General features: G+C 55.8%; 11 protein-coding genes. 5 read left to right on the plus strand and 6 right to left on the minus strand.

From position 1 onward, the window contains the following. Nucleotides 1–142 precede the first annotated feature (142 nt). The 3 genes from nsrR (at nt 143) to rlmB (ending at nt 3,853) form a co-directional block, all read left to right on the plus strand. On the plus strand, nt 143–568 hold the full coding sequence (nsrR, locus tag L3068_RS01920; protein ID WP_014882230.1) for a nitric oxide-sensing transcriptional repressor NsrR: 426 nt from the start codon (nt 143–145) through the stop codon (nt 566–568). A gap of 38 nt (nt 569–606) precedes the next feature. Next, on the plus strand, nt 607–3,051 hold the full coding sequence (gene rnr / locus L3068_RS01925) for a ribonuclease R (protein ID WP_014882231.1): 2,445 nt from the start codon (nt 607–609) through the stop codon (nt 3,049–3,051). A gap of 70 nt (nt 3,052–3,121) precedes the next feature. After that, on the plus strand, nt 3,122–3,853 hold the full coding sequence (rlmB, locus tag L3068_RS01930) for a 23S rRNA (guanosine(2251)-2'-O)-methyltransferase RlmB (RefSeq protein ID WP_071922678.1): 732 nt from the start codon (nt 3,122–3,124) through the stop codon (nt 3,851–3,853). Nucleotides 3,854–3,935: 82 nt separating this feature from the next. On the opposite strand, the gene L3068_RS01935 is transcribed toward rlmB, so the two are convergent. Beyond that, nucleotides 3,936–5,210, minus strand: coding sequence for an MFS transporter (locus tag L3068_RS01935; protein ID WP_045134423.1), 1,275 nt, complete (start codon nt 5,208–5,210; stop codon nt 3,936–3,938). A gap of 193 nt (nt 5,211–5,403) precedes the next feature. On the opposite strand from L3068_RS01935, the gene L3068_RS01940 reads away from it, so the two are divergent. Then, nucleotides 5,404–7,026, plus strand: coding sequence for an isovaleryl-CoA dehydrogenase (locus tag L3068_RS01940; protein WP_045134422.1), 1,623 nt, complete (start codon nt 5,404–5,406; stop codon nt 7,024–7,026). Here L3068_RS01940 and L3068_RS01945 read toward each other — a convergent pair. From L3068_RS01945 to bsmA, 3 genes are all read right to left on the minus strand, one after another. Next, nucleotides 7,023–8,954 carry a methyl-accepting chemotaxis protein gene (locus L3068_RS01945; protein WP_087529973.1) on the minus strand — a complete coding sequence of 644 codons (1,932 nt, stop codon included), beginning with the start codon at nt 8,952–8,954 and terminating at the stop codon, nt 7,023–7,025. The genes L3068_RS01940 and L3068_RS01945 overlap by 4 nt on opposite strands. Before the next feature lie 172 nt (nt 8,955–9,126). Continuing rightward, complete coding sequence (gene yjfN, locus L3068_RS01950) at nt 9,127–9,414, minus strand: DUF1471 family protease activator YjfN (RefSeq protein ID WP_023331857.1); 288 nt, start codon at nt 9,412–9,414, stop codon at nt 9,127–9,129. A 136-nt stretch (nt 9,415–9,550) separates the two neighbouring features. Then, a complete protein-coding gene (gene bsmA, locus L3068_RS01955; RefSeq protein ID WP_117581597.1) occupies nt 9,551–9,880 on the minus strand; it encodes a biofilm peroxide resistance protein BsmA in 330 nt (109 codons plus the stop codon). A 137-nt stretch (nt 9,881–10,017) separates the two neighbouring features. On the opposite strand from bsmA, the gene yjfP reads away from it, so the two are divergent. Next, nucleotides 10,018–10,740: an esterase gene (gene yjfP / locus L3068_RS01960; RefSeq protein ID WP_045268846.1), complete on the plus strand. Its 723-nt coding sequence runs from the start codon at nt 10,018–10,020 to the stop codon at nt 10,738–10,740. Here yjfP and ulaR read toward each other — a convergent pair. Then, nucleotides 10,737–11,492, minus strand: a complete 756-nt coding sequence (ulaR, locus tag L3068_RS01965) for an HTH-type transcriptional regulator UlaR (protein ID WP_014882239.1) — start codon at nt 11,490–11,492, stop codon at nt 10,737–10,739. The genes yjfP and ulaR overlap by 4 nt on opposite strands. Nucleotides 11,493–11,602: 110 nt before the next feature. Then, entirely contained in the window at nt 11,603–12,667 is a 1,065-nt protein-coding gene (ulaG, locus tag L3068_RS01970; RefSeq protein ID WP_010427455.1) for an L-ascorbate 6-phosphate lactonase, read from the minus strand. Nucleotides 12,668–12,848: the final 181 nt, after the last annotated feature.

Here is a 12,848-nt window from a genome sequence, read left to right on the forward strand (position 1 = left end):
CGCCATCCGGCGACCGCTCCTGGATCTCCGCTTTTTCGCCCCGTCTGTCAAATAAATTAGCCGCTATCTATCTGGCTGGTTTATCATCATTAATGAATATCTCTGCGGTTTGACCGCGTTTTCCCTTTTTCCTGAGGTTGATGTGCAGTTAACAAGTTTCACCGATTACGGCTTACGTGCGCTGATTTACATGGCGTCGTTACCCGATGGGAAGATGACCAGTATCTCTGAAGTGACGGAGGTATACGGCGTATCTCGTAATCATATGGTCAAAATAATCAATCAACTTAGTCGTGCCGGATACGTTGCTGCCGTCCGCGGGAAGAATGGGGGGATCCGTCTCGGTAAACCGGCGCAGAGTATTCGCATCGGGGATGTGGTACGCGAACTGGAGCCCTTGTCTCTGGTGAACTGCAGCAGTGAGTTTTGCCACATTACACCCGCTTGCCGCCTGAAACAGGCGCTTTCTAAGGCTGTGCAAAGTTTTCTCAAGGAACTGGATAACTACACGCTGGCCGATTTGGTTGAAGAGAATCAACCGCTTTATAAATTATTGCTGGTGGAATGAAGAAAATTTCCACCGGAGCTGACAACGGAGGAACCGACATGTCACAAGATCCTTTCCAGGAACGCGAAGCCGAAAAATACGCGAATCCTATCCCCAGCCGCGAGTTCATCATTGAACACTTAACAAAACGCGAAAAACCCGCCAATCGTGAAGAACTTGCCGTTGAATTAAATATTGAAGGTGAAGAGCAAATTGAAGCCCTTCGCCGTCGCCTGCGTGCCATGGAGCGTGACGGGCAACTGGTCTTTACCCGCCGCCAGTGCTACGCGCTGCCTGAACGCCTCGACTTGCTGAAAGGCACCGTGATTGGGCACCGTGATGGCTTTGGCTTCCTGCGCGTGGAAGGCCGCAAAGATGACCTGTATCTGTCATCTGAACAAATGAAAATGTGTATCCACGGCGACCAGATCCTGGCGCAGCCGCTGGGTGCTGACCGTAAAGGTCGCCGGGAAGCGCGCGTGGTGCGCGTACTGGTGCCAAAAACCAGCCAGATTGTTGGCCGTTACTTCACTGATGCGGGTGTGGGCTTTGTGGTGCCGGACGACAGCCGTCTGAGCTTTGATATCCTGATCCCGCCTGAAGAGGTGATGGGCGCACGCATGGGCTTTGTGGTTGTGGTAGAACTCACTCAGCGCCCAACGCGTCGCACCAAAGCGGTTGGTAAAATCGTGGAAGTCCTGGGCGATAACATGGGCACTGGCATGGCCGTTGATATGGCATTGCGCACCCATGAGATCCCCTACATCTGGCCGAAAGCGGTTGAAGATCAGATCGAAAGTCTGCGTGAAGAAGTGCCGGAAGAGTCCAAAGTGGGCCGCGTGGATCTGCGCTCCCTGCCGCTGGTCACCATTGATGGCGAAGATGCCCGCGACTTCGATGATGCCGTTTACTGTGAGAAAAAACGCGGTGGCGGATGGCGTCTGTGGGTGGCGATTGCGGACGTGAGCTACTATGTGCGCCCGCACACCCCGCTGGATAACGAAGCGCGCAGCCGTGGTACCTCGGTGTATTTCCCCTCTCAGGTAATACCGATGCTGCCGGAAGTGCTCTCTAACGGCCTGTGCTCCCTGAACCCGCAGGTTGATCGCCTCTGTATGGTGTGTGAGATGACCATCTCCACCAAAGGGCGCTTAACCGGCTACAAGTTCTATGAAGCGGTCATGAGTTCCCATGCGCGTCTGACCTATACCAAGGTCTGGCATATGCTGCAGGGCGACCAGGATCTGCGCGAACAATACGCGCCGCTGGTCAAGCATATTGAAGAACTGCATAACCTCTACAAAACGCTGGATCAGGCACGCGAAGAGCGCGGCGGGATCTCGTTCGAGAGCGAAGAAGCGAAGTTTATCTTCAACGCAGAGCGTCGCATTGAGCGTATCGAGCAGACCCAGCGTAATGATGCGCACAAGCTGATCGAAGAGTGTATGATCCTGGCGAACATCTCGGCAGCGCGTTTCGTTGAGAAAGCCAAAGAGCCAGCGCTGTTCCGTATTCACGATAAGCCGTCAACGGAAGCCATCACCGCGTTCCGTTCAGTACTGGCGGAACTGGGTCTGGAGCTGCCTGGCGGCAACAAGCCTGAACCGCGCGATTACGCCGAGCTGCTGGAGTCCATTGGCGACCGTCCTGATGCAGAAATGCTGCAGACGATGCTGTTGCGTTCGATGAAGCAGGCGATTTACGATCCGGAAAACCGGGGACACTTCGGCCTGGCGCTGCAGTCTTACGCGCATTTCACCTCGCCGATCCGTCGCTATCCTGACCTCTCTCTGCACCGCGCGATCAAGTATCTGCTGGCGCAGGAGCAGGGCCATAAAGGGAACACTACCGAAACCGGCGGTTACCACTATTCGATGGAAGAGATGCTGCAGCTCGGTCAGCACTGTTCCATGACCGAGCGTCGTGCTGATGAAGCCACGCGCGACGTAGCGGACTGGCTGAAGTGTGACTTTATGCTGGACCAGGTGGGCAACGTCTTTAAAGGCGTGATTGCCAGCGTGACCGGCTTTGGTTTCTTCGTGCGTCTGGACGAGCTATTTATCGACGGTCTGGTGCACGTCTCCAGCCTGGATAACGACTACTACCGCTTCGACCAGGTTGGTCAACGCCTGATTGGCGAATCGGGCGGCCAGACCTACCGTCTGGGCGACCGTGTGGAAGTGAAAGTTGAAGCCGTGAATATGGACGACCGTAAAATCGACTTCAGCCTCATCTCCAGCGAGCGTGCGCCGCGTAACGTCGGTAAAACCGAGCGTGAACGGGCGAAAAAAGGCGGAAACGGTAAACCGGGCGGCGGTAAACGTCGTCAGGCGGGTAAGAAGGTAAACTTCGAGCCAGACAGCGCGTTCCGCGGCGAGAAGAAGCAAAAGCCGAAGGCGGCGAAGAAAGACGCTCGCTCAGCGAAAAAACCTTCTGCGAAGACGCAGAAAATCGCTGCTGCCACCAAAGCAAAACGTGCAGCGAAGAAAAAACAGGCGGAGTAAGTTCCGCCCCTCACCCTGACCCTCTCCCCAGGGGGGAGAGGGGAAAGAACAGTCATAATGAGAACCATCAATGAGTGAAATGATTTACGGCATCCACGCGGTGCAGGCCCTTCTCGAGCGCGCACCGGAGCGTTTTCAGGAAGTGTTTATTCTGAAAGGGCGTGAAGACAAACGTCTGATGCCGCTGATCCACGCGCTGGAAGCGCAGGGCGTGGTGATCCAGCTGGCGAACCGTCAGTACCTGGATGAGAAAAGTGAAGGCGCGGTCCACCAGGGCATTATTGCGCGCGTGAAGCCGGGCCGTCAGTATCAGGAAAACGATCTGCCGGATCTTATTGCCGAACTGGATAACCCGTTCTTCCTGATCCTTGATGGCGTCACCGATCCGCACAATCTCGGCGCATGCCTGCGTAGCGCGGATGCGGCAGGTGTGCATGCTGTAATTGTACCGAAAGATCGCTCCGCGCAGCTGAACGCGACGGCGAAGAAAGTGGCCTGCGGCGCAGCGGAAAACGTTCCGCTGATCCGCGTAACCAACCTGGCGCGTACCATGCGTCTGCTGCAGGAAGAGAATATCTGGATCGTCGGTACCGCGGGTGAGGCAGATCATACCCTGTACCAGAGTAAAATGACCGGACGTCTGGCGCTGGTGATGGGGGCGGAAGGTGAAGGTATGCGCCGTCTGACGCGCGAGCACTGCGACGAGCTGATCAGCATCCCGATGGCGGGCAGCGTGTCGTCCCTGAACGTGTCTGTGGCGACGGGCATCTGCCTGTTTGAAGCGGTTCGTCAGCGTAGCTGATTTTCGCCCGATGGCGCTTCGCTTACCGGGCCTGCGTTTTTGTAGGCCGGGTAAGGTGAAGCCGCCACCCGGCAAAACAACCTTACTCCTCTAACGACCGCAAATGGTCATCCTTTCGCAGCGTCATCAGCGCGAAAATACTCACCACCGCCGTTGCCATCACGTAATATGCCGGAATATCCAGGTTGCCCGTCTCTTTAATTAATCCGGTAATAATCAGTCCCGCACAGCCCGAGAAGATCGCGTTTGACAGGGAATATGCCAGCCCCAGGCCGGTATAACGCACGCGCGTCGGGAACATTTCAGACAGCATTGCCGGCCCCGGTCCTGCCAGCATCCCCACCAGTCCGCCCGCAATTAGCACCACCATCGCTTTAACGGCCAGCGTGGCGGACTCAGCCTGCAACATTTTCAGCAGCGGCAGGGCGAGGATCAGCAGCAGGGCGGTGGCAATCATCATCACCGTGCGGCGGCCAATCTTGTCGCTCAGGATACCCGAGGGGATGATGGTCAGCGCAAAGCCGATATTCGAAATCACCGCTATCAGCAGTGCCTGATTAAACCCGGTGTGTAGCGCCGACTGGAGATAGGTCGGCATAATCACCAGGTAGGTATACCCTGCCGCCGACCAGACCATGACCCGGCAAATGCCCATCAGAATCGTTTTGAGCGTGGCGGAGGTGCTGGCCTGAGCCACAACCGGTTTTTCCTTCTGCTGCACAAAGCTCGGCGTCTCTTCCATACTCACACGCAGCCATAGCGCGACAGCACCCATCGGCAGCGCAAGGAAGAATGGAATACGCCAGCCCCAGTCATGTAATGCCTCAGGCGTGAGAAGGGCGGAGAGCAGTGCCACAATCCCCGCGCCCGCTAGCAGCCCGAGCGCCACGGTAAAGGACTGCCACGCGCCATACAGACCGCGCTTGCCGCGTGGAGCGAACTCTGTCATCAACGAAACTGCACCACCGTACTCTCCGCCTGCGAACAATCCCTGCAAAATGCGCAGCAGCGTAACGATCAGCGGTGCGGCAATGCCTATGCTGGCGTAGACGGGCACAAGACCAATGGCTGTGGTGGCGAGCGTCATCAGTACCAGCACAATGATCAGCGTCGGTTTCCGGCCAATCCTGTCGCCGATGCGGCCAAATACCACCGCACCCAGGGGACGGAAGAAGAACGCGATAGCAAACGAGGCCCAGGTGAGGATCAAGCTGGTCAGTCCCGCTTCTCCCTCGAGCTGGAAGAAGTTCCTGGCAATCACGGTCGCCATAAAACCGTAGACCGCAAACTCATACCACTCGATGAAGTTACCAATGGAGCCTGCAATTAATGCTCGCTTGTGCGCATCCGGTTGCATAACGATCCTCACTGAAAGGGGTAAGAATAAATTATTCAACAAAAGCGAAGTGATGAAATAGTTTATTCTTATGTTCTGTGAGCTATTTCACGAATGATATCAGCGGGATCGCCAGCTTGTGACCCCCCTCCCATGCAGCGTGCACGCGGCCTGTCCATACTTATCCTCATTGCCACTGAAGGAGGGAGACAGCATGCACTGGCAGACCCATACCGTTTTCAATCAACCGGCACCGCTTTCAAACAGCAACCTTTTCCTCTCCGACTGCGCCCTGCGTGACGCGGTTTCCCGCGAGGGGGCCGAGTGGGATAGCGAGCTGCTCGCCAGTATCGGGCAGCAGTTAGGGACCGCAGAGTCGCTGGAGCTGGGCAGGCTGGCCAACGTCAACCCACCGGAGCTGTTACGCTACGACGCCACCGGAGAGCGGCTGGACGATATTCGCTTTCACCCCGCCTGGCACCTGCTGATGCAGGGGCTCTGTGCCAACCGGGTACATAACCTGGCGTGGGAAGAGGAGGCGCGAAGAGGTTCCTTTGTGGCCAGAGCGGCCCGGTTTGTTTTGCATGCGCAGGTTGAAGCCGGCACGCTTTGCCCCGTCACCATGACCTTCGCCGCCACGCCGCTGTTGCAACAGTCGCTACCTAAACCGTTTCATGCATGGTTAACGCCGCTGATGAGCGATCGCTACGATCCCCATCTCGTGCCGGGTGGGCAAAAACGCGGGCTGCTGATCGGCATGGGGATGACGGAAAAGCAGGGGGGATCCGATGTCCTGAGCAACACCACCAAAGCGGAAAAATGCAGCGACGGTAGCTACCGTCTGGTAGGCCATAAATGGTTTTTCTCCGTCCCGCAGAGTGATGCGCATCTGGTGCTGGCTCAGGCAAAAGGTGGATTATCCTGCTTTTTTGTCCCGCGCTTTTTACCTGACGGACAACGTAACGCCGTACGGCTGGAGCGCCTGAAGGACAAGCTCGGGAACCGCTCCAACGCGAGCAGCGAGGCGGAGTTTCTTGATGCCTCCGGCTGGCTGCTGGGGGAAGAAGGGGAAGGGGTACGGCAGATCCTCAAAATGGGCGGTCTGACGCGCTTCGACTGCGCGCTGGGCAGCCATGGTTTAATGCGCCGGGCGCTGTCTGTGGCGTTGTACCACGCTCATCAGCGGCAAACCTTCGGTAAAAATCTCATCGATCAGCCGTTAATGCGTGAGGTCTTAAGCCGCATGGCGCTGATGCTGGAGGGGCAAACGGCACTGCTGTTCCGTCTCGCCCGCGCGTGGGATAAACGTGTGGATCCGCAAGAGGCGGCCTGGGCACGGCTGTTTACGCCGGCCGCGAAATTTAGCGTCTGCAAAGCGGGTATCCCGTTCGTGGCAGAGGCAATGGAGGTGTTGGGCGGCGTAGGGTACTGCGAGGAGAGTGAGCTTCCCCGCCTGTATCGCGAAATGCCGGTGAACAGTATCTGGGAAGGCTCTGGCAATATCATGTGCCTGGACGTGCTGCGCGTGCTGACGAAGCAGCCCGGGATCCACGACCTGCTGGCCGATGAGTTTGCACAGGTCAAAGGGCAGGACAGACACTTTGACCGCAGCTGGCGCCAGCTTCAGCAAAAGCTGCGTAAACCACAGGAGGCGCAGGGGCGGGAGATCGCGCAGCAGCTTTTCTTGCTGGGGGCCGGGAGCCAGATGCTGCGGCACGCATCGCCGCCCGTGGCGCAGGCGTGGTGCCGCATGATGCTGGATACCCGTGGCGGTACGCTGATGAGCGAGCAGGTGCAAAGCGATTTGCTGCTGCGCGCCACGGGCAGGGTTGGCTAGCGTTTAAGCTGGAACAGACTGACCAGTTGGGTAAGGTGTAAACCTTTCTCTCGCAGCGTACGTGCGGTTTGTTCGCTGCGCGAGACGCGATCGGCGTTGATGTGTGACGCTTCACCAATGTGGGTCATGGCGAGATTCACCTGGCCAATCCCCGCGGATTGCTCGCGCGATGCGTGGTTAATTTCGGTGACCAGCTGGCTGATGTTATCGATATGAACGATGATGGAATCCATAGCCAGACGCGTCTGTTCAGACAGCGCGTGACCTTCGCTCACTTTTCTCAGCGTATCGCCAATCAGCTGTTCTATCTCTTTCACCGCGTTGGCGCTCCGGCCCGCCAGCGCGCGAACTTCCTGGGCAACCACCGCAAAACCTTTTCCGTGCTCTCCTGCACGTGCCGCTTCTACCGCCGCATTCAGCGCCAGAATATTGGTCTGAAACGCGATGGACTCAATCACGCGGGTAATATCTTCGATACGTTTTGACGCTTCGCGAATGTCATCCATCGTGGCAACCGCATGGGTTACCGTTTCACCACCCTCGTGAACCGCGCGTGAGGTTTCTCCCACCAGTTGCTGCGTTTGCTCCATGTTGGCGGCATTTTGCTGTACGGTCGCGGCCAGTTGCTCCATGCTGGCTGAGGTCTCCTCCACGCTGCTGGCCTGCTTGTTGATCTGCTCTGAGATCTCGCCGGTATCGGAGGCCAGCGCGTTAGTCCCCGTCTGGATCTCACCTGCTGCCTCGCGAACCTGCAGAACAATTTTTTGCAGCCCGCCGCCAATGCCGTTAATGGCGTCAATCAGCTGTCCGACCTCGTCCCGGCGCGTCACGGGCAGGCTGGAGCGAAGATCGCCGTCGGCATACTGCCGTGCAAGCTGGATCACGTTGCGCAGCGGTTGCGTCAGCATACGGCGAATAAGGACCACGAACAGGCCTGCAAAGAGGACTGACAAGACCACACCGGCCAGCAGGAAGCGATCGCGCATGGCGGTGACGCTTGAAAGCAGCACTGACTTATCCACTTCGCCCACGATAGTCCAGTTCCAGCCGGGTAGCGGGGTATAGGCCATTTTCAGCGTCCGTCCGTCGTCACTTCCGCGCTCCAGGGTGCCGGGTTTATCATCCAGAAGCTGCTGTTGTGTCGCGCTGTCCCACTTCGGCAGTTGTCCCTCTTCCGTGGTGTGGAACAGGTATTGCCCGCGTGTTTTGCCGTTGCTGCGATCCAGCACGAAGAAGTGACCGCTCTCGCCCAGGCGGCGGTTGAGGATTTTCTCGCGCATGACGTTCCAGGAGTGGCTAATGTCCACCCCGACAAAGACGATCGCAATGACATGACCTTCGGCGTTTTTCACCGGCTGGTACTGGGTGATATAGCGTTTGCCAAACAGCAGCGCCAGGCCACGGTAGACATCACCTTTATTGGCGGCGGCAAAGGCCGGGCTGGAGGTATCCAGAACGGTCCCCATTGCGCGCTCGCCATTCTCTTTACGCAGGGAGGTGGCGACGCGAATAAAGTCGTTACCGCTGCGAACAAATAGCGTGGAGATGGCCCCCGTTCGGTTCAGGAAGTCGTCAGAAAAAGTGGTATTTTCATGGAGTTCCGTGTCCCCGCCTTTCAGCAGAGGAACATTGAGCCCGTTAATTGTCCGGGTCTGAAGCGTATCGACGCTAAATGGCTGGGGCAAAAAAGTCGTAAACAGTCTGGTATAGCTTTCGACTTCTTCACTCAGGCTGGTGTTGAACATTTGCACCATATCGACCATACCGGTGGACTGGTTATGCAGGTCTTCTACCGCGAGGGCTTCAAGCTGCTGGCTGGCTTTTTGGCTGAGCAGGAAAGTGAAAAGCAGAAACAGCACGGCAACACTGACGCCCGTCAGCAGCGATAGCTTTGTCCCGAGGCCCGCACGGCGGAAAAAATTGATCATAAATTGCTCATCATTGAAAAGGTATGGTTCTTCAACGGCAGAGCGGGGATTACGTTTACTGAATTAGTGTAACAAAATGTTATTGAGTTGTTTTTATATGGTTTTGTAAAAGATAAAAAATTTGCAAAAACGAAAAGCCACTAAAAATAAGTGGCTTTTATCAGGAAGGTTCTTAGACGTAGAGAATGGCCTGTACCCGCCAGTGGTCGACATGGTTATCTTCCTGCATCTGGATGATGCGATACCATGAGGCACCCTGTTCATCGGCTTTTAATGCCACGATACGTTCAACATCTTGCGGGCTCCCCGAAATGTTATTGACGGAGATGTGGCCTATTTCATTCAGACCTGTTACGCAATCCGCGCTGGCAAATTCTGCTGACTGCGCGGTGGTGCTCACCAGGCCTGCTGAGAGCAACAGAGAGGTCAAAGCAAGAGTTCGTTTCATCGTCAGCTCCATTTCACATATCTCCGGTATCCGCCGGGCAATCCTTCGCGAATAAACTCCTTTCCATTGACGCGGGCATGGAGTTTATTGTGGACAGGAAAATGTCTATGGACGCAAAGCAGTGTAAATGTCGTTCAAAGGAAAACCATTACTGACGGTATAAAATGGCCTGTGAATACCACTGCCCCGTAATGATGGTTTCATCGACCATGATAATGACGTAATAATCTGCTTTGGCGGCGACGGCTTGTGCCTTTATTGCCTCTTCTGCGTCATCCGGAGAACCGCGAACCAGCGCGGAGACGGTGCCCATTCGTTGTAATCCTTCTGTCTGATTACGACGAATCGCCTGCGGGTGATCGGCAACCGGGGGAGCGGGTTGCGGCGTTCCCTGCAGTGCGCTACAGCCACTGAGAAGAAGCACCAGCAATAAAGCTGCAAACCTGTGCATAACCATATCTCTTTTCCTGATAGCCATAGTGTAGTTGTCTGCGAATTTCGTTTTGGGGGAATGTTCCCGAAGTGTTATCTGGGGCGTAATTTTCGAATGAAAATAGCCTGAAACCGTAACCCAGTTCTCAACATTATGAATCATTCATTCGTACAGGGTCGACAATGATTGAAATTGAAATACGCCGTCTCGGCGACCATGAAATTTTACACGCCATGCCGACGGGGAAACGTGATAAACCGCTGCCAGTTGTGGTTTTTTATCATGGATTTACCTCGTCAAAGCTGGTTTACAGTTATTTTGCCGTGGCGCTGGCGCAGGCCGGTTTTCGTGTCGTCATGCCGGATGCCCCCGATCACGGTGTGCGCTTTACGGGGGATGAACAGGCGCGGCTTGGTCAGTTCTGGCCCATTCTGCACGGCAGTCTGACCGAGTTTTCCGGGCTGCGCGATGCGCTTTATGACGCAGGGCTGGTGGCCGATAACCGGCTGGCGGTTGCCGGGGCCTCGATGGGCGGCATGACGGCGCTGGGGATTATGACGCATCATCCTGAAGTGAGATCCGTCGCCTGTCTGATGGGCTCCGGCTACTTTACGTCGCTGGCGAAGACGCTTTTTCCCCCGCAAGATTTGACGGAAATGACGGCGAGGCTGGCTGACTGGGAAGTGACTCGCGCACTGCCGCGCGTGGCCGATCGTCCGCTTCTGCTGTGGCACGGTGACGCAGATGACGTGGTACCGCCTGACGGCACCTTTCGCCTGCAGCAGGCGCTAAAGCGTGAAGGACTGGACGGTAATCTGACCTGTTTGTGGGAATCGGGCGTCCGCCACCGCATCACGCCAACGGCGCTGGAGGCCACGGTGGCGTTTTTCCGCCAGCACCTTTAAACCCGCAGGATTTTGACGCCCTGATCTTCCAGTTTCTGGAGGATCTCGGGGTTAGCCCCTTTGCCGGTGATCACCATGTCGATCTGTTCTGCGCGGCTGAACAGCATGCCTGCGCGTTCACCGACTTTACTGCTGTCGACCAGCACGACGAGTTTGCCCACAACGTTCAGCATGTTTTGTTCGGCCATCGCAGTCAGCATATCGGTTTTATATAAACCGTCTGCAGTCAGGCCTTTGCCGCTGGTAAACATCCAGTGCCCGGCGTAAAGACTGTTTTCACTGTCCTGGGGGCTAAGGGTGATGGACTGGCTCTTATTGTACTGGCCGCCCATGATCACCACGCTGTCATGCTCCTGGTCGATAAGATAGTTGGCGAGCGGTAGGTAGTTGGTGATGATCTGCACCGGCTTGCCGCACATCTCGCGGCCCAGCAAAAATGCCGTAGACCCGCAGTTGATGACGACGCTCTCACCCGGGTTCACCAGCTGTGAGGCGGCTCTGGCGATCCGCACCTTTTCATCGTGATTCTGCGCCTGATGGATATTCATCGGCGACCAGCGTGGACGCTGCTGGCTGATGGCTTCTGCGCCGTTGCGGACTTTTTTCAGTTTGCCGCTCTCATCCAGCTTGTTAATGTCCCGCCGCGCGGTAGCGGGGGAGATGCCTAAACGTTCGATCACTTTCTCGACGGTGATAAACCCTGTTTGCGCCAGGAGTTCCAGTAAAATTTGATGCCGTTGCGCTTCCGTCATGAGCTATTCCGATAAGAATTGATTTGAAAAGATGATATTTGAAATAGCGTGAAATTACTAAAATAAATATGAAATCGCCAGACTCAAGGTCTGGCGATGTGGCCGGATAATCAGAGGAAGGACTTAAACGGCAGGTCTGGCTCAATAGTAAAGCAATCATCGAAACCGCGTGGGTAGTGGTACTCAAGATTGTCTTTATCCAGCGGCCAGGTGAACTTGCCGCCTACCTGCCAGATAAATGGCTTGAAGCCGTACTTCAGGCGGTCTTTTTTCATCTCCCACAGCACGCGAATTTCCTGCGGATCGGCCTGGAAGTTTGACCAGATGTCGTGGTGGAACGGAATCACGACTTTGGTGTTCAGCGCCTCCGCCATACGCAGCATATCGGCGCTGGTCATCTTGTCGGTGATGCCGCGTGGGTTCTCGCCGTAGGAGCCCAGCGCCACGTCAATCTGATGCTCATTACCGTGCTTTGCGTAGTAGTTAGAGTAGTGTGAGTCGCCGCTGTGGTACAGGGAACCGCCAGGGGTTTTGAACAGGTAGTTGACGGCGCGCTCGTCCATGCCGTCCGGCAGAACGCCTGCGGCTTTCTGGTCAGCCGGCAGCGTAATCAGTGCGGTACGGTCAAAGGCATCCAGGGCGTGAATTTCAATGTCTTTGATTTTCACCACGTCGCCCGGTTTCATCACGATGCAGCGCTCTTTTGGCACGCCCCAGCCAATCCAGAGATCCACGCAGGTCTGCGGCCCGATAAACGGCACGTCGTCCGCGCAGTTTTGCATTACTGCCGCCGCCACGTTCACGTCAATATGATCGTTGTGATCGTGGGTGGAGAGCACGGCATCGATCTGGCGAATGGCAAAAGGATCGAGCACAAACGGCGTGGTACGCAGGTTCGGTTGCAGTTTTTCCACGCCGGCCATGCGCTGCATCTGGTGGCCTTTTTTCATCAACGGATTACCGTGGCTCTGTTTGCCTGTGCCGCACCAGAAATCGACGCAAATATTTGCGCCACCCTCGGATTTCAGCCAGATACCGGTGCAGCCCAGCCACCACATGGCAAAAGTACCAGGAGCAACCTGTTCCTGTTCGATCTCTTCGTTCAGCCAGCTACCCCACTCCGGGAAGGTGCTCAGAATCCATGATTCACGGGTGATGGTGTTCACTTTACTCATCGTTTTGACTCCTGGTTTTAATCAAAAGTAATCATATGGTGATTTGTTGTGATTAACTCTGGCACCATTTGACGTGCTTTGCAATGACAAAAGTGCGTAATTTTAACTGTTCGACATCACAGAACCTCTGCTTCATCCTTGTTAGACTATCTCCTATTAATCATTAATTGCATGAATTATA

The sequence above is a fragment of the Enterobacter cloacae complex sp. ECL414 genome (genome assembly GCF_021869685.1).
Taxonomy (GTDB): domain Bacteria; phylum Pseudomonadota; class Gammaproteobacteria; order Enterobacterales; family Enterobacteriaceae; genus Enterobacter; species Enterobacter kobei.